We start from the raw sequence: 23,262 nt of genomic DNA, 5'->3' as shown, positions 1-23,262 counted from the left end.
GCGTCAGGCCAGAGGCGTCAGCACCAGCACGGACCAGGTCACGCCGGGACGCCCGAACATGTCGGGGCGACGTGTCTCGAACAGGCTCGACAGCCCGTGACGTGCGGCGAGAGCCACGGTCTCCTGCAGCGACACATCGAACATGCGTCGGCCCTCGGGCACCGGTCCATGGCGCAGCGTGATGACGATGCGGGCGCCGGGAGCCGCGAGATCGGCAAGGCGCGCCATGGCGCGCTGCCGCTCGGCCGCGTCGAGATGCATCCAGACGGCGGTGAGCAGGATCAGGTCGAAGCGCTCGGCGCGCCCGGCCAGCACCGGCAGGTCCGGCAGGCCGTCGTCGAGCCAGGTGATGGGCTGGCCGGCATGGATCCGCGCACCATGGGCGCGCAGCTCGGCGGTCGGTTCCACCGCGACGACCCGATGGCCCTGCGCGGCCAGCGCCGCAGCATCGCGCCCGGTTCCTGCACCGATGTCGAGGGCGTGGCCCGGCGCGTCGGGGAGCAGGTGCAGGACCGGGGCGTGGACCTGCTCGAAGGTGATGCTCTCGTATTGGACCGCGAGGTTATCCGCCTCGCAGCCATAGCCCGCCATCGAGGCAGTGGTCACGGAGCCCGGTCCTGGAAGCGCACGGCCTCGCCGCCCGACGGGGTCACCAGCTCGCCCTCCCACATCACGCGACGGCCGCGGATGATGGTGCCGATGGGCCAGCCATGCACGGTCTTGCCGTCATACGGCGTCCAGCGGCCCTTGGAGGCGATCCAGTCGTTGGTGATGGTCACCTTGCGCTTCATGTCGACGATGGTGAAATCGGCATCGTAGCCGGCGGCGATGCGGCCCTTGCCGGCCATGGCGAAGATGCGCGAGGGGCCGTGGCTGGTGAGGTCGACGAAGCGCTCCAGCGTGAGCTTTCCGGCGTTCACATGGTCCAGCATGGTGGGAACGAGGGTCTGCACGCCGGTCATGCCGGAGGGCGAGGCCGGGTAGGTCTTGGCCTTCTCCTCCAGCGTGTGGGGCGCGTGGTCGGAGCCGAGCACGTCGACGACGCCATCGACGATGCCGCGCCAGATGCCGCGGCGGGCGTGCTCGTCACGCACCGGCGGGTTCATCTGGGCGAGGGTGCCGAGCCGCTCGTAGCAGTCGGGGGCGACGAGGGTGAGGTGATGCGGCGTCGCCTCGCAGGTGGCGACGTCCTTGTGCTGCTCCAGATAGTCGATCTCCTCGGCGGTGGAGATGTGCAGCACGTGAATCTTGGCATTGTGCCGGCGGGCGATGGTGACCAGCCGTTCCGTACACATCAGCGCCGCGGTCACGTCGCGCCAGACGGGATGGGAGCGCGGATCGCCCTCGATACGCTCGCCCTTGCGGTCGCGCAGGCGATATTCGTCCTCGGAATGGAAAGCCGCGCGGCGGCGGGTGTTCTTGAGGATCGACGAGACGCCATCGTCGTCCTCGACCAGCAAGGAGCCGGTGGAGGAGCCCATGAAGACCTTGATGCCGGCGGCGCCCGGCAGGCGCTCCAGCTCGGCGACGTCCTTGGCATTGTCGTGGGTGCCACCGACCCAGAAGGCGAAGTCGCAATGCATTCGCGCCGTGGCGCGCTTGACCTTGTCGGCCAGCGCCGCCTCGGATGTCGTCAGCGGATCGGTGTTCGGCATCTCGAAGACGGCGGTGACACCGCCCATGACGGCCGCGCGCGAGCCGCTTTCGAGGTCCTCCTTGTGGGTGGGACCCGGCTCGCGGAAATGCACCTGGCTGTCGATGACGCCGGGCAGGATGTGCAGGCCGGTGCAATCCACCACCTGGCCGGCCGAGGACTGCGACAGGTCGCCGATGGCCGCCACCTTGCCAGCCGTGACGCCGACGTCGCGCAAAGCCGCGCCGTCCTGGTTGACCACCGTGCCGTTCCTGTAGATGACGTCGAAATTCGGCATGGCGCGGCTCCCCTTCTGCGCGCCGGCCCTTGCCGCCGGCGCTGCCTCGCTTATGTCGAAGAACCTGAGCCGTGCCAAGCGCGTGCCTGGCCAGCGAGGTGCATCGATGCCGCGTGCCGTTTTGTCCGATCGAGGTGTCGTCCGTGTCAGCGGCGAGGATGCCGCGCGCTTCCTGCAGGGGCTCGTGACCTGCAATGTCGAGACGCTCGGCGCGGGCGAGGCCCGCTATGGCGCGCTGTTGACGCCGCAGGGCAAGATCGTCGTGGATTTCCTCTGCATCGGCGTTCCCGCCGACGATGGCGGCGGCTTCCTCCTCGACACGCCGGGCGTGCTGGCGGCCGAACTCGCCAAGAAGCTCGGCTTCTACCGGCTGCGGGCAAAGGTCGCGGTCGAGGACCTGTCGGCGCAGCTCGCCGTCACTGCCGTCTGGGGCGAGGAGACGGCGCCGTCGCCCGAGGGGCTCGTGGCGCGCGATCCGCGCCATACGGCGCTCGGCTGGCGCCTGGTGGGGCCAAAGCCGGCGGAGGCGCCTGCGCCCACCGGTGATTACGAGGCGCATCGCATCGGCCTCGGCATCCCGGCCGGCGGCCGCGACTTCGCCTATGGCGATGCCTTCCCGCACGAGGCCGACATGGACCAGCTCGCCGGGGTCGACTTCGCCAAGGGCTGCTATGTCGGCCAGGAGGTGGTGAGCCGGATGCAGCATCGCGGCACCGCCCGCACCCGCGTCGTGCCGGTGACCTTCGCCGATTTCCCGCCCATGGAAGGGCTCGACGTGGTGGCGGGCGACAAGCAGCTCGGCGTCATGGGCTCCTCCGTCCATGGCCGCGGCCTCGCCAAGCTCAGGCTCGACCGCGTGGCGGAAGCGGCGGATGCCGGCGAGCCGATCACCGCAGGTGGCATTCCGCTGGTGCCGGTGAAGCCAGACTGGGCAAGGTTTGCGTGGCCGGGGGAGACGGAGGCCTAAAGGAAGCTCTGCGGGTCGACGTCGATCTCCAACCGGACATTGCCGCGCGGCGCCTCGACGGATGAGAGCCAGCCGCGCATCCAGCCCGAGAGGTCGAAGGCGCGGGGGGAGCGGGCGAGAAGCCGGACACGGTGGCGGCCACGCACCAGCGCAAGCGGCGCCTCGGCGGGCCCCAGCACCCGCACCTCCGGCGTCGGCGGCACGGCCCGCACCAGCATCCGCGCATAGGCCTGCGCGTCGCCCAGAGCCTCGGCGGAGATGACGAGGGCGGCGAGCCGGCCGAAGGGCGGCAGTTCGGCCGCCTCGCGCATGGCGATCTCGGCCTCGTAGAAGCCCTCGCGGTCGCCCTTCACGATGGCCTGGATGATCGGGTGCTGCGGCTGGTGGGTCTGGATCAGCGCCCGCGAGCCGTCCTTGGCGCGGCCGGCGCGGCCGACCACCTGCTGCAGCAATTGGAAGGTGCGCTCGCCCGCCCGCGGATCAGCATTGGACAGGCCGATATCGGCGTCGATGACCCCGACGAGGGCGAGGTTCGGGAAGTTGTGGCCCTTGGCGACGAGCTGCGTGCCGATGACGATGTCGGCCTCGCCGCGCGCCACCGCCTCGATCTCTTGGCGGATGCGTTCGACGCCGCCGGCCATGTCCGAGGACAGGACGAGCAGGCGGCTGTCCGGGAACAGCGTCGCGCATTCCTCGGCGAGGCGCTCGACGCCGGGACCGCAGGCGACGAAGCTGTCCACGGCCTCGCATTTCGGACAGTGCTCGGGCGGGGCGGTGTTGTAGCCGCAATGGTGGCAGACGAGCCGGCGGCGGAAGCGGTGGTCGACCAGCCAGGCCGAGCAGTTCGGGCACTGGATGCGCTCGCCGCAGGTGCGGCAGAGGGTGAGTGGTGCATAGCCGCGGCGGTTGAGGAAGAGCAGCGTCTGTTCGCCGGCCTCGCGGGTCGCGCGGATTTCGCGCTCCAGCGCCGGGGCGATCCAGCGGCCGCGCTCGGGACCGGCGGTCCGCAGGTCCACCGTGGTGATCTTCGGCATGGCATGGCCGCCGAAGCGCTCGGGCAGGACGAGGCGGCGGTAGCGACCGCGATCGGCATTGACGCGGCTCTCGACGGAGGGCGTCGCCGAAGCGAGCACGACGGGGATGGACTGGAGATGGGCGCGGACCACCGCCATGTCGCGGGCATGGTAGTGGACGCCGTCATCCTGCTTGTAGGCGCCCTCGTGCTCCTCGTCGACGACGACGAGGCCGAGGTCGCGGAAGGGCAGGAACAGCGCGGAGCGTGCCCCGACCACCGCCTGGACCTCGCCGGAAGCGACGCCGGCCCAGACGCGGCCACGCTTCGTCGCGCCGACGCCCGAATGCCAGGCGGCGGGACGGTGGCCGAAGCGAGCGGCGAAACGGTCGAGGAACTGGGTGGTGAGCGCGATCTCCGGGACGAGGATCAGCACCTGCCGGCCGCGGCGCAGCGCCTCGGCGACGCCTTCGAGATAGACCTCGGTCTTGCCCGAGCCGGTGACGCCGTCGAGGAGCTGCACCGAGAAGCGCTCGGCCGCCACCGCATCGCAAAGGGCGAGCGCGGCGGCGTGCTGGGCATCGTTGAGGGCGGCGACCGCATGATCCGGTTCCAGCCGGGCGAGCACCTCCGGCGGCAGCAGGATCGCCTCCAGCACGCCCTCGTCGACCAGGCCGTCCACCACCGAGGCGGAGACGCCAGCCTCGCGCGCGGCCTCGCCCTTGGCGCGGGCGAGGCCATCGGCGAGATGGGCGAGGAGCCGACCCCGGGCTGGCGTCATGCGGCCCGGAGCCTGGCCGGTGACGCGGATGCCGACACGCGGCTTCGGCGGGGCGAGATCCTCGGGATCGCGCAGCGCCATGCGCAGCACCATCCCGCGCGGCGCGAGCGTGTAATCCGCCAGCCAGTCGCAGAGCCGGCGCACGGCCTGCGGCACGGGCGGCACGTCGAAGCGCTCGGCAATGTCCTTCAGCCGGTTGTGCGACACACCGCCCGGCTCGTCGCGCAGGCTCCACACCGCGCCGATCGTGGTGCGGTTGCCGAGCGGCACGGCCACCACGTCACCCGGCGCGAGCGTCATCCCCGCCGGGACGCGGTAGCTGTAGGGCCGGTCGACGGCGACCGGAATCAGCACGTCGGCATAGAGCGGCGCAGTCATCGGGATGGCCTAGCGCGACCGGGCCGCGAAGGGAATGGGCCGTGACGACCGGCCTGTGCTCGGTGAGGATCGGCGCCTTTCACCCTGGAATGTTTCCAATGTTTTGCCGGTGGATTGCAGCCGACGCCGGGCAGGCGTAAATAGCTGACTGTTGCAGTCAACTTTGCGGGCTGCGCCGGAGACCGCCTTTGATCGTCTGCCACTGCAACGTGCTCAGTGACCGCGACATCCGCGCCTGCCTCGGCGACGGTCCCGACTGCCCGCGCGCGGTCGGAGAGGTCTATACCTGTCTCGGCTGCAGCCCGGAATGCGGGCGCTGCGCCCGCACCATCCGCGCCATCCTGCGCGAGGCCGGCGTCGGCGGCTGCGGCACCTGCCCCGTGGGCGACTGCTCCGGTAATGACGAGGCAGCGCCTTCGCTGATGATCGCCGCCGAGTGACACGGCCCGCCGGCGGGTGTTCGCCGGCTTGTCACCTCCATCTGGAACGATGCTAGAGTGGATCGCATGCGGTGCGATCGCACCCGTTGCACAGCCGGAGCAGGACCATGAAGGGCGACAAGAAGGTCATCGACTACCTCAACAAGGGCCTTCGCAGCGAATTGACCGCGGTCAGCCAGTACTGGCTCCACTACCGCATGCTGCACAATTGGGGCTTACTCGACCTCGCCAAGTACTGGCGCAAGGAATCGATCGAGGAGATGGTCCATGCCGACAAGTTCATCGACCGGATCCTGTTCCTTGAGGGCCATCCGAACCTGCAGGTGCTCGACCCGCTGCAGATCGGCCAGGACGTCGGCGAGGTCATCCAGTGCGACCTCAACGCAGAGATCGGCGCCCGCGCGCTCTACCAGGAGGCCGCGGCCTATTGCGAGACCGTGAAGGACTATCCCTCGCGCGACCTGTTCATCCAGCTGATGACCGATGAGGAAGGTCACATCGACTTCCTCGAGACGCAGCTGGAGATCATCAAGACGATCGGCGTCCAGCTCTATATCCAGAAGCATATGGGCCCGGTCGGCGGGGATCACTGAGGCGAGGGGCGGTGCGCGCCAGCTCCCCCGTTCACCGCCCATGAACCCCCGCCATGGCACTCTTGTCGCCATGGCAGCCCCCTCCCCGCTTTCCCTCGCCATCCCCGGTGCCGCCGGCGACACCGCCACGGCCCTCGGCCAATGGCTGCAGCACCTGTCCGCCGAGCGCGGCCTGTCGCCCAAGACGCTGGAAGCCTATGGCCGTGACGCCCGCGGCTTCATCGCCTTCCTCGCCGACCATCTCGGCGGCGCCGTGGACCTCGGCGCCCTCGACGGCCTCCAGCCGCGCGACCTGCGTGCCTTCATGGCGAAGCGCCGCGCGGACGGGCTCGATTCCCGCTCCATCGCGCGCGCGCTCGCGGCGGTGCGGTCCTTCGCCCGTTTCCTCGAACGCGAGGGCCGCGGCCGCATGGCTGCCTTTGCGGCTGTCCGCACGCCGAAGACCGGGCGGCGCCTGCCGCGTCCCCTCGCCGTCCCGGCTGCCCGTGCGGTGGCCTCCTCCGAGATCCGCGAGCATGAGGACCAGCCGGCCTGGGTGATCGCCCGCGATACCGCAGTCCTCGCGCTGCTTTACGGCTCGGGCCTGCGCATCTCCGAGGCGCTGGGCCTCACCCAGAAGGACGCGCCGCCCCGCGGGGGCGACGGCCAGATCACCGTGCTGGGGAAAGGCGGCAAGACCCGTCAGGTCCCTGTCATCGCCAAGGTGGTGGCCGAGATCGACCGCTATCGCGGCCTCTGCCCCTGGACGCTCGGGCCGGACGATCCGCTCTTCGTCGGCGTGAAGGGGGGACCGCTGTCGCCGCGGATCATCCAGCTCGCCATGGCGCGGCTGAGAGGTGCGCTGGGCCTGCCCGAGACAGCAACGCCGCACGCGCTGCGCCATTCCTTCGCGACCCACCTGCTCGGGCGGGGCGGCGACCTCAGGTCCATCCAGGAGCTGCTCGGCCACGCCTCGCTGTCGACGACGCAGATCTATACCGAGGTCGATACGGCGGCGCTGCTGCGGGTCTATGCCAGCGCGCATCCGCGCGCCTGACACTCACGCCTTGCGGGCAAGCAGCACCGCACGCTCCTGCCGCACGCGGCGAAAGCGGCGCAGCAGCCTGATGGACCGGCTGGCGCGGCCACCCCGCAGGATGCGCAGATGCGCCCTGATACGGCGCTTCACCGGATCGATATGGCCATGGGCCCAGACAAGCCAGCGGTTCCAGGTGGCGTAGAGGCGGACAAAGAGCGGGATCTGCATCAGCTTCGGCTTGCAGGTCTCGAAGAGGAAGGCCGTTACGCCGACGCCCACGACCTTGGCGAGCACGAGGACGAGGCCGCCAAGGACAAGATGGCCGGAGGCAATGAGCCCCAGCGCGGCCAGCTTGAAGGGGAAGAGCAGCGCGGCGGGAATGGCGAAGACGGCGAGGGTCGCGTAGGGCGGCAGCCGCTCGATGCCGTCATGGATCGCCTGTTTCAGCGCTGCAAAGGGCAGTCGCTCGATGATCCACCCGACCAGCGGTCCGATCCGCTCCCACAGCCAGGTCTCCACCAGGATGACGATGGCGGCGAGGACGATGAGCGGGCGCAGCAGGCGATAGGCGGGGGGCTTCACGTGGATCTCCCGTGACACAGCGACAGTGCCCGCGGATCGTGGCGAAATGCCGTCACCGGTTCATGCCGTGCGGACGAGAAACGCGTTTCCTCGCGAGCGCTGCGACAGGGTCTCGTAGCCGAGGGCGGCAAGGCGAGGCCGCACGTCCCCCTGCCAGTCGGAGGCGAGTTCGTCCTCCATGCAAATGGAGCGCGGCCAGAGCGCTTCCGGAGCGGCGTCGAAGAAGGCGGCGAGGACGCGGTCCTCCATGCCCTCGACATCGATCTTGAGGACGTCGATGCGGTCGAGGCCGGCCTCCGCGACGATGGTGGTCAGTGCCTTCATCGGCACGACGAGATCCCCGGCGGCATCGGCGCGGGACAGGGCGGTGTCGGCGGCATTGACCGCGAAACGCAGTTCGCCGTCACGGTCGCCCACCGCGCATTCGGCGAAGGTGATGCGATCGGCAAGGCCCGACAGCTCCGCGTTGGCACGCAGGCGCCGCATCGGATTGGCCGTCGCCTCCACGGCGACGACGCGGCCCGTCGGACCGACCGCCTCGGCGCCGACCAGCGCGTATTGGCCGACATTGGCGCCGCAATCGACGAAGACCCCGCCCGGCGGCAGATGGGTGCGGACGAAATCGAGGCTCACCTGCTGGTAGAGGGGGTCGAGCAGCAGGCCGACCTCGGCGGCATTGTCGCTGGGGTCGAGCCGGTAGCGCAGGGCACCGCGTGCCACGTCCACAGGGCCCGGGCGCAGCGCCGAGACGAGGCGGGCCAGCGGCCTGCGAAAGGCACCGCGCCGCAGGACGGGGCTCAAGGGGCCGGCCATGCAGGCCTCGATGACGAGGCGCTGGGCGCTCGTCGGCGCAAAAGTCCCGAAAGGCGGAATGTCCAGTGACACGCGATCAGGCTCCGAGCCCGCCAGGAACCTCCCGGCCATCTCCCTTTAGCAACCGGGGTTACAGAGTGAAACACCAAGGCCGCATTCAGCGCGGTCCGGTCCACCGATCGGCCCCATCGTCGTTCCAGTCACACGACACGGTGCGGCCTGATCGTCCGGGCCCAAATGACGAAGGGGAGGCCGACCGTCGGTCGACCTCCCCTTGCCGGATCAATCGGCGCGCAGCGCGCGCTGTACCATCAGTACACGCGGGCCTTGGGCTCGATGTACTGGATCTCGTTGGTCATCGTGTAGGTGTGGACCGGACGGTCGTCCAGGGTCACCTGCTTCTTCGCATCGTCGGCGAAGGCCAGCGTGTGCTTCATCCAATCGCGATCGTTGCGGTCGGGGAAGTCCTCGCGCGCGTGAGCGCCGCGGCTCTCGGTGCGGTTCGCCGCCGATTCCATGGTGACCACCGCCTGGGCGATGAGATTGTCGAACTCCAGCGTCTCGATGAGGTCGGAGTTCCACACCAGCGAGCGGTCGGTGGTGCGGATGTCGGTCGAGCCCTGCCAAACCTCGGAGATGAGCTTGCGGCCCTCCTCCAGCACCTCGCCGGTGCGGAAGACGGCGCAGTTCGACTGCATCACCTTCTGCATGCGGGAGCGCAGCTCGGCGGTGCCCGTCGAGCCGGAGGCGTGGCGCATGGCGTCGAGGCGCGAGAGAGCGAGGTCCGAGGCATTGGCCGGCAGGTCCTCGTGCTTCTCGCCCGGCGTGACCGTCTCGGCGGCGCGGAGGCCGGCGGCACGGCCGAAGACCACGAGGTCGATCAGCGAGTTGGAGCCGAGGCGGTTGGCGCCGTGGACGGAGACGCAGGCGGCCTCGCCGATGGCCATGAGGCCCGGGACGACAGCGTCGGGATCGCCGTTCTTCTTGGTCAGCACCTCGCCGTGGAAGTTCGTGGGGATGCCGCCCATGTTGTAGTGCACCGTCGGAATGACCGGGATCGGCTCCTTGGTGACATCCACGCCGGCGAAGATCTTTGCGCTCTCCGAGATGCCCGGCAGGCGCTCGTGGAGGATTTTCGGGTCGAGATGGTCGAGGTGCAGGTAGATGTGGTCCTTGTTCTTGCCGACGCCGCGGCCCTCGCGGATCTCGACGGTCATCGAGCGCGAGACGACGTCACGCGAGGCAAGATCCTTGGCGGAGGGCGCATAGCGCTCCATGAAGCGCTCGCCCTCGGAATTGGTGAGGTAGCCGCCCTCGCCGCGCGAGCCTTCCGTGATGAGGCAGCCCGAGCCGTAGATGCCGGTCGGGTGGAACTGCACGAACTCCATGTCCTGCAGCGGCAGGCCGGCGCGCAGCACCATGGCGTTGCCGTCGCCGGTGCAGGTGTGGGCGGAGGTCGCGGAGAAATAGGCACGGCCATAGCCGCCGGTGGCGAGGATGGTCTGCCGGCCACGAAAGCGGTGGATGGTGCCGTCGTCCATCTTCAGGGCGACGACGCCGAGGCAGCGGCCGCTCTCGCTCATCATCAGGTCGATGGCGAAATACTCGATGAAGAACTCGGCATTGTTCTTCAGCGCCTGGCCATAGAGCGTGTGCAGCATGGCGTGGCCGGTGCGGTCCGCCGCGGCGCAGGTGCGCTGGGCCGTGCCCTTGCCGAAATGGGTGGTCATGCCGCCGAAGGGGCGCTGGTAGATCTTGCCGCTCTCGGTGCGCGAGAAGGGCACGCCCCAGTGCTCGAGCTCATAGACGGCGGCAGGCGCATTGCGGACAAGATACTCGATCGCGTCCTGGTCGCCGAGCCAGTCCGACCCCTTGACGGTGTCGTACATGTGCCACTGCCAGTTGTCCTCGCCCATATTGCCGAGGGAGGCGGCAACGCCGCCCTGGGCGGCGACGGTGTGCGAGCGGGTCGGGAAGACCTTGGAGATGCAGGCGGTCTTCAGGCCCGCCTGGGCGCAGCCGACGACGGCGCGAAGGCCTGCGCCACCGGCTCCGACGATGACCACGTCATAGGTGTGGTCGGTGATGTCGTAGGCCCGGCCATTGGTGGCGGGGGCAGCGGAATCAGCCATGGGAAGGCTCCCGTGATGCGAGGTTTCGACGGTTATACGCCGAAGGAAATCTTCAGGATCGCGAAGACGCAGCCGATGCCGACCGCGAAGGTGAAGAAGGTGTTGGCCAGCAGCAGCGCCACCTTCGGCCCCTCGGCCGGCACGTAGTCCTCGATGATCACCTGCATACCGATACGCATGTGCCAGGCGGCGGAGATCACGAAGAGCAGCAGCGGGATGGCGACAAGCGGCGAGCCGAGCGTCGCCTTGACGGCAGCGAAGTTCGACCCCGCCGTCGAGATGATCAGGCCGATGACGAAGAGCGACAGCGGCAGGTTGGCGACCGCCGTCAGGCGCTGCAGCCAGAAATGCTCGGTGCCGGACTTGGCGGAGCCGAGACCGCGGACGCGGCCGAGCGGGGTGCGCATGCTGGAGTTGGACTGGCCCATCGTTCCGTTCCTTCTCAGACGCCGCCGCGCACGGCGTAGGCGATGATCCAGGTCACAAGCGTCAGCGCGACCGAACCGATCAGCGTCGCGCGGGCAAGCCACTCGCGCTCGTTGACGCCGAAGCCGCGGCCGGTGTCCCAGATGAAGTGGCGGATGCCGCCAAGCATGTGGTGGAACAGAGCCCAGGTGTAGCCGAACAGGACGATGCGACCGATGAACGAGCCGGCGAACCACTGGAAGGCGGCGTAGCTCGACGGGCCGGAGGCGACCGCTATCAGCCACCAGGCGAGCAGCAGCGTGCCGAAGAACAGGGCGACGCCAGTGATGCGGTGGACGATGGACATCATCATCGTCAGCATCGGGCGGTAGATCTGCAGGTGCGGTGAGAGCGGACGCTCGATCACGGGCTTTGAATCGGCCATCTGGGGCATTCCTTGCAACCGGCGGCGAACCATGGTGCAGCGCCCACCGGAAATCCAGCGCCTGTTTAAGGGAGCGTGCGCGCCGACGCAACGAGTCTGGAATGAGACAAAGGAGGGACGAGACCCGCAGTTCCGCATGACTTCAGGCGCTTTGGCGCGCTTGCCGGGGGCGAGGCGGGCCATTATGGCGGTGCGGCATGGCCGACACGCTGTCCCGCTACCAGGCGCTCGTCGATTCCGGCGAGATTTCGTTCGACCCCGCGCAGGCCGCGGTGGCGCGGCGTTTGTCATCGCTGAACGAGAGCCTGGCGAGCTATCGCCTCGCCCGCCGCAAATCCTCGGCCCTCGCCTGGCTGTTCTCGCGCGGGCAGAAGCAGGAGCCGGTGCGCGGCCTCTACATCTGGGGCGATGTCGGCCGCGGCAAGACCATGCTGATGGACCTGTTCATGGCCACCAGCCCGGTGCGCCGCAAGCGCCGGGCGCATTTCCATGAGTTCATGGCCGATGTCCACGAGCGCATCCATGCCTATCGGCAGAAGCTGAAGGCCGGCGAGGTCAAGGGCGACGACCCGATCGGGCCGGTCGCTGCGGATCTTGCCGAGGAGGCATGGCTCCTCTGTTTCGACGAGTTCTCGGTCACCGACATCGCCGATGCGATGATTCTCGGCCGGCTCTTCGGCAAGCTGTTCGAGGAGGGCGTTGTGGTGGTAGCGACCTCCAACGTCGTGCCCGACCTGCTCTATCGCGACGGCCTCAACCGGGCGCTCTTCCTGCCCTTCATCGGCCTCATGCAGGAGCGGATGGCGGTGGTGAAGCTCGAATCGCGCACCGATTTCCGCATGGAGAAGCTCTCCGGCCAGCCGGTCTGGCTGACGCCGCTTGGACCGCAGAGTGACACAGCCATGGACACAACCTGGTCGCGGCTCGCGGGCGGGGCCGAAGGCACGCCGGCGACCCTCCAGGTCAAGGGTCGCAGTGTCGCCGTCCCGCTCCAGGCCCATGGCACGGCGCGCTTCTCCTTCGCGGACCTGTGCGAGAAGCCGCTCGGCGCGTCGGACTATCTCGCCATCGCCCACGCCTTCCACACCGTGCTCATCGATCGCATCCCGGTGATGAAGGGGCTGGAGAAGCGCAACGAGGCCAAGCGCTTCATCAATCTCATCGACGCGCTCTACGACAACCAGGTCAAGCTGGTGGCGAGCGCCGGCGACGAGCCGACGCGGCTCTATCTGTCCGAGAGCGGGACGGAGGAGTTCGAGTTCCACCGCACCGCCTCGCGTCTCATCGAGATGCGATCGGACGAATATCTGTCTCTGCCCCATGCGAGAAGGTCGCAGCCTTCCGCCGACACAGGTGGTATCGTCGAAACCTGAGGGCAGCCCATGGTCGACGATGCCGCCGATGTCAGGACGACCCCGCGCCTGCTCGGGCGGCTGGGTCCGGGGCTGGTGACGGGCGCGGCAGACGACGATCCGAGCGGGATTGCCACCTACAGCCAGGTCGGCGCGCAGTTCGGCTATGCCCTCTCCTGGACCATGCTGTTCTCCTTCCCACTCATGGCGGCGATCCAGGCGGTGGCGGCGCGGATCGGCTGCGTGACCGGGCGAGGCATCGCCGCGAACCTCCGGCGCCATTATCCGCGGCCCCTCCTCGCAGTCGTGGTCCTGTTGCTGGCCATCGCCAACATCTTCAACCTCGGGGCTGATCTCGGCGCCATGGCAGCGGCCGTCGAACTGCTGATCGGCGGGCCGGCGCTGCTCTATACTGCGCTGTTCGGCATCGCCTGCGCGCTGGCAGAGATCTTCATCAGCTATTCGCGTTATGCCCGCCTGCTCAAATGGGCGACGCTGTCGCTCTTCGCCTATGTGGCGGTGGTCCTGTCGGTCGGCGTGCCCTGGGGCGAAGCGCTGACAGCCCTCGTCGTGCCGCAGATGAGCTTCGACCGGTCGACCATGGTGGCGCTGGTGGCCGTGCTCGGCACGACGATCAGCCCCTATCTCTTCTTCTGGCAGGCGGCGCAGGAGACCGAGGAGCTTCGACGCCGCCACGTCAAGGCGCTGTGCCTCGCGCCCGCGACGGCCGGTCCGGAACTCGCTCGCATCCGCGACGACACGCTGGTCGGCATGGGCGTTTCCAATCTCATCGCGCTGTTCATCATCCTGGCGACGGCCGCGACCCTGCACAGCGCCGGCATCACCCAGATCGACACGGCCGCCCAGGCCGCAGAGGCGCTGCGGCCGGTGGCGGGGTCCTTTGCCTTCGCGCTCTTTGCCCTCGGCATCATCGCCACGGGGCTGCTCGCGGTGCCGGTCCTGGCGGGATCGGTCGCCTATGCGGTGAGCGAGCTCTTTGCCTGGCGCTCGGGCCTCGACCGGCCGCCGGCCGAGGCCAAGCTGTTCTATGCCACCATCGCGTTGGCGACGCTGGCGGGAATCGTCGTCAATGTCTTCGGGCTCGACCCGATCCGCGCCCTCTACTGGAGCGCGGTTCTCAACGGCCTGCTCGCCGCTCCGGTCATGGCCGTGACCATGGTCATCGCCATGAACCCGCGGGTGATGGGCCGGTTCACCCTGCCGCCGCTGCTCATTGTCGGCGGCTGGCTGGCAACGGCGGTAATGGCGGCGGCGTCCCTGGGCTTCCTGCTGCTCTAGGGCGGTTTCCGATCTGACTGCATCAGATCGGCCGCTCTATCTCGTTGTCTTGTCGCATCATCTCATCCATCAAGCGGTGCCCACTTGATGGGATGATGCTCTAGCCGTTGCATCGCGCGGCGCCTTGGCGCCCAATCCCCATCACAGTCTCCGCCCGGAAAGCGCTCCCGCCCGTGTCCCGCCGTCCGAATCGCCCGGCCGCCTTCGTCGCTCCCGTCAGCGAGGACCGCGTCGAGGCCCGCCTCCTCGCCATTGCCGCCGATCATATCCGCCGCTTCGGGGCGGAGCGCGTCACCGTGGTGTCGGTGGCGCGGGAGGCCGGCATGAGCCACGCCAATGTCTACCGCTTCTTCCCGTCCAAGGCCGGGCTGATCGAGGCAGTGGTGGTCGCCTGGGCGCGCACCGTCGAGGTGATGCTGGCCGACATTGCCAGCGCGCCGGATCCGGCCGACGACAAGCTCGAGCGTTTCCTTACCGCCTGGGCGCGCGCCCAGCGCGACGGGCTCGACCGCGATCCGATCATCTATGCCACCTTCGCAAGCCTCTGGGAGGCGCGGAGGGACACGATCATGGCGCATCGCGCGCGCCTGCGAGGCTTCCTCGCCGCCATCGTCGACGAGGGCCTCGAACCCGGCCCCTTCCGGGTCAGGGACGAGGAACGCGCCGTCGCCTTCGTCTCCGACGCCATGCAGCGCTTCGTCCATCCGGCGCTGGTCAGCGAGATGCGGGACCTGCCGCGCCAGCAGGTCGAGCAGCGGGCGGGCCTGCTCGCCCGCGTCATCATCCGTACCCTCGTGTCCGGCGGCGTCTAACGCGCGGCCTCAGGGTTCCCGCGTATTCCCCTGCATCCCCGGCCGTGGCCTCCTCGCGCGACGTACCGGAGCGGGAAGAAACCATGTGCACGACCTGTGATATTCGGCTCGGCCGCAGGGCCTTCCTTGGTGCGGCGGGCATCGCGGTTGCCGCGACCGCCTTCGGGGGCTTCGGCCCATCCTTCGCCGCCGATGGCCCGGGCTCCGGCCTCACCCCCGACCAGGCGCTGGAGAAGCTCAGGGCCGGCAACCGGCGCTACGTCACCGACGCGCAATCCTGCGTCGCCGACATGGCCCGCCGCCGCAACGACACGGCGAGCGGCCAGGCGCCTTGGTCGACGCTGGTCAGCTGCGCCGACAGCCGCGTGCCGCCGGAGCTCATCTTTGGGGGCCTTACGCTCGGCGAGCTCTTCGTCGTCCGCAACGCCGGCAACACTGTCGACACCACCGCCCTCGGAACGCTCGAATATGGAGCGGCGGTTCTGAAATCGCCGCTGATCCTGGTACTCGGCCATTCAAGCTGCGGCGCCGTGGCCGCCGCCTGCGACGTCGTCGCGAAGAACGCCACCTTCCCCGGCGCCATCGGCCCGATGATCGAGCCGATCGTGCCCGCGGCCATCGCGGCGCGCGGCAGGGAAGGCGATTTCATCGACAATGCCGTGCGCGAGAACGTGCGGCGCACGGTGGCCAAGCTGAAGTCGGCCGGACCGATCATCGCCGATGCTGTGAAGGCCGGGACGGTGAAGATCGTCGGCGGCCGCTACGATCTCGCCACCGGCGCCGTCGACATCTTCGCCTGAGACTGCGAAGGCCCCGGCCTGGTCGGTCCAGCCCGACAAGCCGGGAGCGGCGGCGGTGCCCGACGCTTGGCACGAGGTACAGATTACAAAAAATGAAATTTGTAATCTGAGGCTCTGGCCGATTCCCTTGACGAACTGTTACCAAACCGTGACGAACCGGGCCTCGGCCACCCCCGACGGATGCTGCGACGCAACGACGCCCTCCCCCTCAAGCCACTGACATACCTTGCAAATCTTCCTCCACGCGGGCGCCCCCCAATGGGGATGCGCGACTCACCGCATTGGGGTAACTTCGGAGCAAAGCATGGCTTGAAAGACCCGGGAAATTCTGGATTAGAGGGTGAGGCAGGCGGTGATACCGCTCCCGCAACTCGTTCAGCGAAAGACCTTCCCATGGCGCGCAAGAAACTCGCGATGATCGGCTCCGGCCAGATCGGCGGCACCCTCGCCCTCCTGGCCGGCATCAAGGAGCTCGGCGACATCGTGATGTTCGACATCGCGGAGGGCACTGCGAAGGGCAAGGCCCTCGACATCGCGCAGGCCTCGGCCGTCGAGGGCTTCGACGCCAAGATGAGCGGCACCGGTTCCTATGAGGCGATCGAGGGTGCCGACGTCTGCATCGTCACCGCCGGCGTGCCGCGCAAGCCCGGCATGAGCCGCGACGATCTCCTCGGCATCAACCTGAAGGTGATGGAGCAGGTCGGCGCCGGCATCAAGAAGTATGCCCCGAACGCCTTCGTTGTCTGCATCACCAACCCGCTCGACGCCATGGTCTGGGCGCTGCAGAAGTTCTCCGGCCTGCCCGCCAACAAGGTCGTCGGCATGGCCGGCGTGCTCGACTCCTCGCGCTTCGAGCTGTTTCTGGCCGAGGCCACCGGCGTCTCGATCGAAGACATCCACGCCTGGACGCTCGGCGGCCACGGCGACGACATGGTGCCGATGGTGCGCCACTCGACGGTCGGCGGCGTGCCGCTGACGCAGCTCGTCAAGTCCGGCTGGCTCACACAGGAGAAGCTGGACGCCATCGTCGAGCGCACCCGCAAGGGCGGCGGCGAGATCGTCGGCCTGCTCGGCAACGGCTCGGCCTTCTACGCGCCGGCCGCCTCCGCCATCGCCATGGCCGAGAGCTACCTCAAGGACAAGAAGCGCGTCCTGCCGTCGGCGGCCTACCTCACCGGCCAGTACGGCGTGAAGGACATGTATGTGGGCGTCCCGGTGCTCATCGGCGCCGGTGGTGTTGAGAAGATCGTGGAGTTCGAGCTCGACAAGGGCGAGCAGGAGATGTTCGCGAAGTCCGTCGCTTCGGTGAAGGGCCTCGTCGACGCCTGCAAGACCATCGCCCCCGAGCTCGCGAAGTAAGTCGCGTTCAGTGGAGTGACCCGGCGGCGGGCGTCAGCGCCCGCCCGCTGCAGCATCCCAACAACCCGAGAGAGCGGCCCCGCCCGCCAGACAGAGGGTCTCAGATGAACATCCACGAATACCAGGCGAAAGCCCTGTTGAAAGAGTTCGGCGCGCCCGTCTCCAACGGCGTCGCCATCTTCAAGGCGTCGGAGGCCAAGGCCGCGGCGAAGAAGCTCGGCGGCCCCCTCTGGGTGGTGAAGTCGCAGATCCACGCGGGTGGTCGCGGCAAGGGCAAGTTCAAGGAGAAGGCCGCTGGCGAGAAGGGCGGCGTCCGCCTTGCCAAGTCGATCGAGGAGGTCGAGGCCTTCGCCAAGCAGATGCTCGGCAACACCCTCGTCACCGTGCAGACCGGCCCGACCGGCAAGCAGGTGAATCGCCTCTACATCGAGGACGGCTCGGACATCGAGAAGGAGTTCTACCTCTCGATGCTGGTCGACCGCGAGACCGGCCGCGTCGCCTATGTCGTCTCCACCGAGGGCGGCATGGACATCGAGGCGGTCGCCCACGACACGCCCGAGAAGATCAAGACCTTCTCCGTCGACCCGGCCACCGGCTTCATGCCGCACCACGGCCGCACCATCGCCAAGACGCTGGGCCTCACCGGTGACCTCGCCAAGCAGGCCGAGGTGGTCGCCAGCATCCTGTACAAGGCGTTCGTCGCCAAGGACATGGCGATGCTGGAGATCAACCCGCTCATCGTCACCAAGCAGGGCCAGCTCAAGGTGCTCGACGCCAAGGTGTCGTTCGACTCCAACGCCCTCTACCGCCACCCCGACGTGGTGTCGCTGCGCGACATCACCGAGGAGGACGAGAAGGAGATCGAGGCGTCCAAGTACGACCTCGCCTATATCGCCCTCGATGGCACGATCGGCTGCATGGTCAACGGCGCCGGCCTCGCCATGGCGACGCTCGACATCATCCAGCTCTACGGTGAGAGCCCGGCCAACTTCCTGGACGTCGGTGGCGGCGCCTCGGAGGAGAAGGTCACCGCGGCGTTCAAGATCATCACCGCCGACCCGAAGGTGAAGGGCATCCTCGTCAACATCTTCGGCGGCATCATGAAGTGCGACGTCATCGCCCGCGGCGTTCTCGCGGCGGTGAAGACCGTCGGCCTCAAGGTTCCTCTCGTGGTGCGCCTCGAGGGCACGAATGTCGAGGAAGGCAAGAAGATCATCCGCGAGTCCGGCCTCAACGTCATCCCGGCGGATGACCTCGACGATGCCGCGCAGAAGATCGTCAACGCGGTGAAGGGCGGCAAGGCCCCGGCTCCGAAGGCCCCGGCCAAGAAGCCGGAGACCAAGAAGCCCGAGGCCAAGAAGGCCGAGAAGAAGCCGGCCTCCAAGGCTGCCGCCAAGTCGACGGGTTCCAAGACCTCGTCCAAGGCTCCGGCTGCCAAAGCTCCGGCTGCCAAGGCTCCCGCCAAGGCCCCGGCGAAGGCCGCCGCCAAGCCGGCCGCCCCGGCCAAGAAGGCCGAGGCTCCGAAGGCCGCCGCTCCCGCCAAGGCTGCTGCCAAGCCCCCGGCCAAGGCTCCGGCTGCCAAGGCCCCGGCTGCCAAAGCTGCTGCCGCCAAGGCCCCGGCCAAGGCTCCCGCTAAGGCTCCGGCCAAGGCTGCCGCTCCGGCGAAGGCCGCCGCCAAGGCTCCGGCCAAGGCTGCCGCTCCGGCGAAGGCCGCTGCCAAGGCTCCTGCGAAGGCCGCCGCCGCTCCCGCTGCCGCCAAGAAGGCCGAGGCCCCCAAGGCTGCTGCGAAGGCCCCGGCCAAGGCTGCTGCTGCGAAGGCTCCGGCCAAGGCTGCTGCGCCCGCCAAGGCCGCTGCTCCGGCCAAGGCTGCGACCAAGGCGCCTGCCAAGGCCGCCGCGAAGGCTCCTGCCAAGGGCAAGGGCAAGAAGTGACGCTCTGAGGGCGTGCCGGCATCACGCCGGCGCGCCGCATCCCGCGGATATCCGGAGGCGGCGCCCGCGCCCGGCGCGATCCCGCCTCCGCCATCCCGGCTTCGACGTCCGGTCCACCACGGACCCTCGCCGTCGCCGGATCGTCATCCGCGGACCGCAGGCTGACGGCCTCACCGCCCGCCGACCGCCCGGTCCGCACAGGAGCTTTGAATGTCCATTCTGATCACCAAGAAGACCAAGGTCATCACCCAGGGCTTCACCGGCAAGAACGGCACCTTCCATTCCGAGCAGGCTCTGGCCTACGGGACGAAGGTCGTCGGCGGCACGTCGCCCGGCAAGGGCGGTTCGACCCATCTGGGCCTCCCGGTCTTCGACACCGTCGCCGAGGCGCGCGAGAAGACCGGTGCCGACGCGTCGGTCATCTACGTTCCGCCGCCGGGTGCGGCGGACGCCATCTGCGAGGCCATCGACGCCGAGATCCCGCTCATCGTCTGCATCACCGAGGGCATCCCGGTGCAGGACATGATCCGCGTGAAGCGCTCGCTCGAGGGCTCGAAGTCGCGCCTCATCGGCCCGAACTGCCCGGGCGTCGTCACTGCCGGCGAATCGAAGATCGGCATCATGCCGGCCAACATCTTCAAGAAGGGCAATGTCGGCATCGTCTCGCGCTCCGGCACGCTGACCTACGAGGCGGTCTTCCAGACCTCGCAGGAGGGCCTCGGCCAGACGACGGCCGTCGGCATCGGCGGCGACCCGGTGAAGGGCACCGAGTACATCGACATGCTGGAGATGTTCCTCGCCGACCCGAAGACCGAGTCGATCATCATGATCGGCGAGATCGGCGGCTCGGCCGAGGAAGAGGCCGCCCAGTTCATCAAGGACGAGGCCAAGCGCGGCCGCAAGAAGCCGATGGTCGGCTTCATCGCCGGCCGCACGGCGCCTCCTGGCCGCCGCATGGGCCATGCCGGCGCGATCATCTCGGGCGGCAAGGGCGGCGCCGAGGACAAGATCGCCGCCATGGAGGCCGCGGGCATCCGCGTGTCGCCGTCGCCGGCCCGCCTCGGCAAGACCCTGGTCGACGTCCTCAAGAAGCGTTGACCTGACTGAACCTGGAAATCGGCCCGATCCGGGCCGATTTCCGCCACCGACCCGGCGTCAGGTGACGCCCCGCATGACAGCGCGGACCCGGATCGCATCGGCGATCCCGAAGCTGCAGGAACCGACCATGGCACGCCAAGACGAGACCATCGCGCTCACGTCCTTCCTCTATGGCGGCAATGCCGCCTATATCGAGGACCTCTACGCCCGCTACGAGGCCGATCCGGCCTCCGTCGACGCGCAGTGGCAGGCCTTCTTCTCCTCGCTCGGCGACGACCGCAAGGATGTCGTCAAGAACGCGGAAGGCCCGTCCTGGTCGAAGCCGAACTGGCCGATCGCCGCCAATGGCGAGCTGATCTCCGCCATGGACGGCAACTGGGCGCAGGTCGAGAAGGTTATCGGCGACAAGCTGAAGGCCAAGGCCGCCGAGAAGGGCGGGTCCAAGGGCGCCGAGATCTCGGCCGAGACGATCCAGCAGGCCACCAAGGATTCGGTCCGCGCGATCATGCTGATCCGCGCCTACCGCATGCGCGGCCACCTGCACGCCAATCTCGACCCGATCGGCCTCGATCCGCCGAAGACCCACGAGGAGCTCGATCCGCGCTCCTACGGCTTCACCGAGGCCGACTACGACCGCAAGATCTTCATCGACAAGGTGCTCGGCCTCGAATTCGCGACGCTGCGCGAGATGGTCGCCATCCTCGAGCGCACCTACTGCCAGACCATCGGCGTCGAGTTCATGCACATCACGGATCCCGCCCAGAAGGCGTGGCTCCAGGAGCGCATCGAGGGTCCGGACAAAGAGATCGCCTTCACCAAGGAGGGCAAGCGCGCCATCCTGCAGAAGCTGGTGGAGGCCGAGGGCTTCGAGAAGTTCCTCGACCTGCGCTACACCGGCACCAAGCGCTTCGGCCTCGACGGCGGCGAGAGCATGATCCCGGCGCTCGAGCAGATCATCAAGCGCGGCGGCCAGCTCGGCGTGCGCGAGATCGTCCTCGGCATGGCCCATCGCGGCCGCCTCAACACCCTCACCCAGGTCATGGGCAAGCCGCACCGCGCGCTGTTCCACGAGTTCAAGGGCGGCTCCTTCGCCCCCGATGACGTGGAAGGCTCGGGCGACGTGAAGTATCACCTCGGCGCCTCGTCGGACCGCGAGTTCGACGGCAACAAGGTGCACCTGTCGCTCACCCCGAACCCGTCTCACCTCGAGATCGTCAATCCGGTGGTGCTCGGCAAGGTGCGCGCCAAGCAGGACCAGCACGGCTGCCCGCCGGAAGATCGCACGGCCGTTCTGCCGCTGCTGATCCATGGTGACGCGGCCTTTGCCGGCCAGGGCGTCGTGGCGGAGTGCTTCGGCCTGTCGGGCCTGAAGGGTCACCGCACCGGCGGCTCGATCCACTTCATCATTAACAACCAGATCGGCTTCACCACCTATCCGCGTTACTCGCGCTCCTCGCCCTATCCGTCGGATGTGGCGAAGATGGTGGAAGCGCCGATCTTCCACGTGAACGGCGATGATCCGGAGGCGGTGGTCTTCGCGGCCAAGGTCGCGACCGAGTTCCGCCAGAAGTTCCAGAAGCCCGTCGTGATCGACATGTGGTGCTACCGCCGCTTCGGTCACAACGAGGGCGACGAGCCGGCCTTCACCCAGCCGCTCATGTACAAGAAGATCCGCGGCCTGAAGACCACGCTCGACAAGTACTCGGCCAAGCTGGTGGCCGAGGGCGTCGTCACCGAGGGCGAGGTCGAGAAGATGAAGGGCGACTGGCGCCAGCGTCTCGACGCGGAAATGGAAGCCGGCCAGGCCTACAAGCCGAACAAGGCCGACTGGCTCGACGGCAAGTGGGCCGGCCTGTCGGGCGGCCTGTCGTCGGACGATGATCCGCGCCGCGGCGCCTCGGGCGTCGAGAAGGAGCGGCTTGCCCGCATCGGCCAGGCCATTGCCAGCGTGCCGCAGGGCTTCAACGTCCACCGCACGATCCAGCGCTTCCTCGACAACCGTCGCAAGATGATCGAGACCGGCGAGGGCATCGACTGGGCCATGGCCGAGGCGCTCGCCTTCGGCTCCCTCGTCGAGGAAGGCCACCGCGTCCGCCTGTCCGGCCAGGACTGCGAGCGCGGCACCTTCTCCCAGCGCCATTCGGTGCTGATCGACCAGGAGACCGAGGCGCGCTACACGCCGCTGAACAACATCGCCGAGGGGCAGGGCCGCTACGAGGTCATCAATTCGATGCTCTCGGAAGAGGCGGTGCTCGGCTACGAGTACGGCTACTCGCTGGCGGAGCCCAACGCTCTGACCATGTGGGAAGGCCAGTTCGGCGACTTCGCCAACGGCGCGCAGGTGGTGTTTGACCAGTTCATCTCCTCGGCCGAGCGCAAGTGGCTGCGCCTCTCGGGCCTCGTCTGCCTGCTGCCGCACGGCTACGAGGGCCAGGGTCCGGAGCATTCCTCCGCCCGTCTGGAGCGCTTCCTCCAGATGTGCGCCGAGGACAACATGCAGGTGGCGAACTGCACCACGCCGGCGAACTACTTCCACATCCTGCGCCGGCAGCTGAAGCGCGAGATCCGCAAGCCGCTGATCCTGATGACGCCGAAGTCGCTGCTGCGCCACAAGCGCGCCGTGTCGCGGCTCGACGAGCTGGTCACCGGCACCTCGTTCCACCGCGTTCTGTGGGACGATGCGCAGGTCCTGCCCGGCCAGGAGACGAAGCTGGTGGAGGACAAGAAGATCCGCCGGGTCATCGTCTGCTCCGGCAAGGTCTACTATGACCTCTACGAGGACCGCATCAAGCGCGGCATCGACGACGTCTACATCATGCGCGTCGAGCAGCTTTATCCGTTCCCGCTCAAGGCCCTGGCGGGCGAGATCGGCCGGTTCAAGAATGCCGAGGTCGTCTGGTGCCAGGAAGAGCCCAAGAATATGGGCGGCTGGTCCTTCGTCGAGCCCTATCTCGAATGGGTGCTGACGACCGCCGGCTCGAAGTCGAAGCGCGCCCGCTATGTCGGCCGCCCGGCCTCGGCCGCCACGGCGACCGGCCTCCTGTCGCGCCACAACGCCCAGCTCCAGGCCTTCCTGGACGAAGCCTTCGCATGACGGACCGGCCCGCGCCGCGG

The 23,262-nt window shown here is 68.4% G+C and carries 19 protein-coding genes and 1 pseudogene; 12 read left to right on the top strand and 8 right to left on the bottom strand.

Annotation, left to right across the window (positions count from 1 at the left end):
* Positions 1-3: 3 nt before the first annotated feature.
* Together O9344_RS03355 and O9344_RS03350 are read right to left on the bottom strand one after the other, a co-directional pair.
* On the bottom strand, positions 4-606 hold the full coding sequence (locus O9344_RS03355) for a class I SAM-dependent methyltransferase (protein WP_298472709.1): 603 nt from the start codon (positions 604-606) through the stop codon (positions 4-6).
* Positions 603-1,931 carry a dihydroorotase gene (locus tag O9344_RS03350; RefSeq protein WP_298472706.1) on the bottom strand — a complete coding sequence of 443 codons (1,329 nt, stop codon included), beginning with the start codon at positions 1,929-1,931 and terminating at the stop codon, positions 603-605. Before O9344_RS03350 ends, O9344_RS03355 begins: the two co-directional genes overlap by 4 nt.
* A gap of 106 nt (positions 1,932-2,037) precedes the next feature.
* Here O9344_RS03350 and O9344_RS03345 point away from each other — a divergent pair, with 106 nt between their 5' ends.
* Positions 2,038-2,898 carry a folate-binding protein gene (locus O9344_RS03345; RefSeq protein WP_298472703.1) on the top strand — a complete coding sequence of 287 codons (861 nt, stop codon included), beginning with the start codon at positions 2,038-2,040 and terminating at the stop codon, positions 2,896-2,898.
* Here the strand turns inward: O9344_RS03345 and O9344_RS03340 are convergent.
* Entirely contained in the window at positions 2,895-5,069 is a 2,175-nt protein-coding gene (locus O9344_RS03340) for a primosomal protein N' (protein WP_298472701.1), read from the bottom strand. The two genes, O9344_RS03345 and O9344_RS03340, sit on opposite strands and share 4 nt — an antisense overlap.
* A 188-nt stretch (positions 5,070-5,257) precedes the next feature.
* On the opposite strand from O9344_RS03340, the gene O9344_RS03335 reads away from it, so the two are divergent.
* The 3 genes from O9344_RS03335 to O9344_RS03325 all read left to right on the top strand — a co-directional run bounded on the left by O9344_RS03335 (position 5,258) and on the right by O9344_RS03325 (position 7,138).
* Complete coding sequence (locus tag O9344_RS03335; protein WP_298472698.1) at positions 5,258-5,509, top strand: (2Fe-2S)-binding protein; 252 nt, start codon at positions 5,258-5,260, stop codon at positions 5,507-5,509.
* 107 nt (positions 5,510-5,616) lie between these two features.
* Positions 5,617-6,102, top strand: coding sequence for a bacterioferritin (gene bfr / locus O9344_RS03330; RefSeq protein WP_298472696.1), 486 nt, complete (start codon positions 5,617-5,619; stop codon positions 6,100-6,102).
* 70 nt (positions 6,103-6,172) lie between these two features.
* On the top strand, positions 6,173-7,138 hold the full coding sequence (locus tag O9344_RS03325; RefSeq protein WP_363321915.1) for a tyrosine recombinase XerC: 966 nt from the start codon (positions 6,173-6,175) through the stop codon (positions 7,136-7,138).
* Between the two features lie 3 nt (positions 7,139-7,141).
* On the opposite strand, the gene O9344_RS03320 is transcribed toward O9344_RS03325, so the two are convergent.
* The 5 genes from O9344_RS03320 to sdhC all read right to left on the bottom strand — a co-directional run bounded on the left by O9344_RS03320 (position 7,142) and on the right by sdhC (position 11,497).
* The gene (locus tag O9344_RS03320) at positions 7,142-7,702 is read right to left on the bottom strand and encodes a hypothetical protein (protein ID WP_298472691.1); all 561 of its coding nucleotides are present in this window, start codon (positions 7,700-7,702) and stop codon (positions 7,142-7,144) included.
* A 60-nt stretch (positions 7,703-7,762) separates the two neighbouring features.
* Positions 7,763-8,587: an FkbM family methyltransferase gene (locus O9344_RS03315; RefSeq protein ID WP_298472689.1), complete on the bottom strand. Its 825-nt coding sequence runs from the start codon at positions 8,585-8,587 to the stop codon at positions 7,763-7,765.
* 239 nt (positions 8,588-8,826) lie between these two features.
* Complete coding sequence (gene sdhA / locus O9344_RS03310; RefSeq protein WP_298472687.1) at positions 8,827-10,647, bottom strand: succinate dehydrogenase flavoprotein subunit; 1,821 nt, start codon at positions 10,645-10,647, stop codon at positions 8,827-8,829.
* A gap of 32 nt (positions 10,648-10,679) precedes the next feature.
* A complete protein-coding gene (sdhD, locus tag O9344_RS03305; protein ID WP_298472685.1) occupies positions 10,680-11,075 on the bottom strand; it encodes a succinate dehydrogenase, hydrophobic membrane anchor protein in 396 nt (131 codons plus the stop codon).
* A 14-nt stretch (positions 11,076-11,089) separates the two neighbouring features.
* On the bottom strand, positions 11,090-11,497 hold the full coding sequence (gene sdhC, locus O9344_RS03300; protein ID WP_298472682.1) for a succinate dehydrogenase, cytochrome b556 subunit: 408 nt from the start codon (positions 11,495-11,497) through the stop codon (positions 11,090-11,092).
* Positions 11,498-11,694: 197 nt separating this feature from the next.
* Between sdhC and zapE the strand changes: the two genes are divergently transcribed.
* The 8 genes and pseudogenes from zapE to O9344_RS03260 all read left to right on the top strand — a co-directional run bounded on the left by zapE (position 11,695) and on the right by O9344_RS03260 (position 23,242).
* Entirely contained in the window at positions 11,695-12,870 is a 1,176-nt protein-coding gene (gene zapE / locus O9344_RS03295) for a cell division protein ZapE (protein ID WP_298472679.1), read from the top strand.
* 9 nt (positions 12,871-12,879) lie between these two features.
* The gene (locus O9344_RS03290; RefSeq protein ID WP_298472676.1) at positions 12,880-14,148 is read left to right on the top strand and encodes a divalent metal cation transporter; all 1,269 of its coding nucleotides are present in this window, start codon (positions 12,880-12,882) and stop codon (positions 14,146-14,148) included.
* Positions 14,149-14,321: 173 nt separating this feature from the next.
* Positions 14,322-14,960: a TetR family transcriptional regulator gene (locus tag O9344_RS03285; RefSeq protein WP_298472673.1), complete on the top strand. Its 639-nt coding sequence runs from the start codon at positions 14,322-14,324 to the stop codon at positions 14,958-14,960.
* Between the two features lie 83 nt (positions 14,961-15,043).
* Complete coding sequence (locus O9344_RS03280) at positions 15,044-15,760, top strand: carbonic anhydrase (protein ID WP_298472671.1); 717 nt, start codon at positions 15,044-15,046, stop codon at positions 15,758-15,760.
* A 393-nt stretch (positions 15,761-16,153) separates the two neighbouring features.
* Positions 16,154-17,119 (top strand): malate dehydrogenase, encoded by a 966-nt coding sequence (gene mdh / locus O9344_RS03275; RefSeq protein WP_298472668.1) that lies wholly within the window; start codon positions 16,154-16,156, stop codon positions 17,117-17,119.
* A 104-nt stretch (positions 17,120-17,223) separates the two neighbouring features.
* Positions 17,224-18,414: pseudogene (gene sucC, locus O9344_RS03270) on the top strand (ADP-forming succinate--CoA ligase subunit beta); the annotation flags it as partial.
* 846 nt (positions 18,415-19,260) lie between these two features.
* On the top strand, positions 19,261-20,148 hold the full coding sequence (gene sucD / locus O9344_RS03265; protein WP_108174842.1) for a succinate--CoA ligase subunit alpha: 888 nt from the start codon (positions 19,261-19,263) through the stop codon (positions 20,146-20,148).
* 127 nt (positions 20,149-20,275) lie between these two features.
* Positions 20,276-23,242: a 2-oxoglutarate dehydrogenase E1 component gene (locus tag O9344_RS03260; protein WP_298472663.1), complete on the top strand. Its 2,967-nt coding sequence runs from the start codon at positions 20,276-20,278 to the stop codon at positions 23,240-23,242.
* The last annotated feature ends 20 nt before the right edge of the window (positions 23,243-23,262 follow it).

This window comes from Phreatobacter sp., from assembly GCF_027532945.1.
GTDB lineage: Bacteria > Pseudomonadota > Alphaproteobacteria > Rhizobiales > Phreatobacteraceae > Phreatobacter.
Note: the sequence above shows the minus strand (reverse complement) of the source record. Positions and strands in the feature narration are given on the sequence as shown.

Coding starts and splice junctions, on each gene's coding strand:
- sdhA (WP_298472687.1), bottom strand. CDS start 10,647: ATGGCTGATTCCGCTGCCCCCGCCACCAATGGCCGGGCCTACGACATC.
- sdhD (WP_298472685.1), bottom strand. CDS start 11,075: ATGGGCCAGTCCAACTCCAGCATGCGCACCCCGCTCGGCCGCGTCCGC.
- O9344_RS03280 (WP_298472671.1), top strand. CDS start 15,044: ATGTGCACGACCTGTGATATTCGGCTCGGCCGCAGGGCCTTCCTTGGT.
- mdh (WP_298472668.1), top strand. CDS start 16,154: ATGGCGCGCAAGAAACTCGCGATGATCGGCTCCGGCCAGATCGGCGGC.
- bfr (WP_298472696.1), top strand. CDS start 5,617: ATGAAGGGCGACAAGAAGGTCATCGACTACCTCAACAAGGGCCTTCGC.
- O9344_RS03290 (WP_298472676.1), top strand. CDS start 12,880: ATGGTCGACGATGCCGCCGATGTCAGGACGACCCCGCGCCTGCTCGGG.
- O9344_RS03345 (WP_298472703.1), top strand. CDS start 2,038: ATGCCGCGTGCCGTTTTGTCCGATCGAGGTGTCGTCCGTGTCAGCGGC.
- O9344_RS03350 (WP_298472706.1), bottom strand. CDS start 1,931: ATGCCGAATTTCGACGTCATCTACAGGAACGGCACGGTGGTCAACCAG.
- sucD (WP_108174842.1), top strand. CDS start 19,261: ATGTCCATTCTGATCACCAAGAAGACCAAGGTCATCACCCAGGGCTTC.
- O9344_RS03340 (WP_298472701.1), bottom strand. CDS start 5,069: ATGACTGCGCCGCTCTATGCCGACGTGCTGATTCCGGTCGCCGTCGAC.
- zapE (WP_298472679.1), top strand. CDS start 11,695: ATGGCCGACACGCTGTCCCGCTACCAGGCGCTCGTCGATTCCGGCGAG.
- O9344_RS03260 (WP_298472663.1), top strand. CDS start 20,276: ATGGCACGCCAAGACGAGACCATCGCGCTCACGTCCTTCCTCTATGGC.
- sdhC (WP_298472682.1), bottom strand. CDS start 11,497: ATGGCCGATTCAAAGCCCGTGATCGAGCGTCCGCTCTCACCGCACCTG.
- O9344_RS03325 (WP_363321915.1), top strand. CDS start 6,173: ATGGCAGCCCCCTCCCCGCTTTCCCTCGCCATCCCCGGTGCCGCCGGC.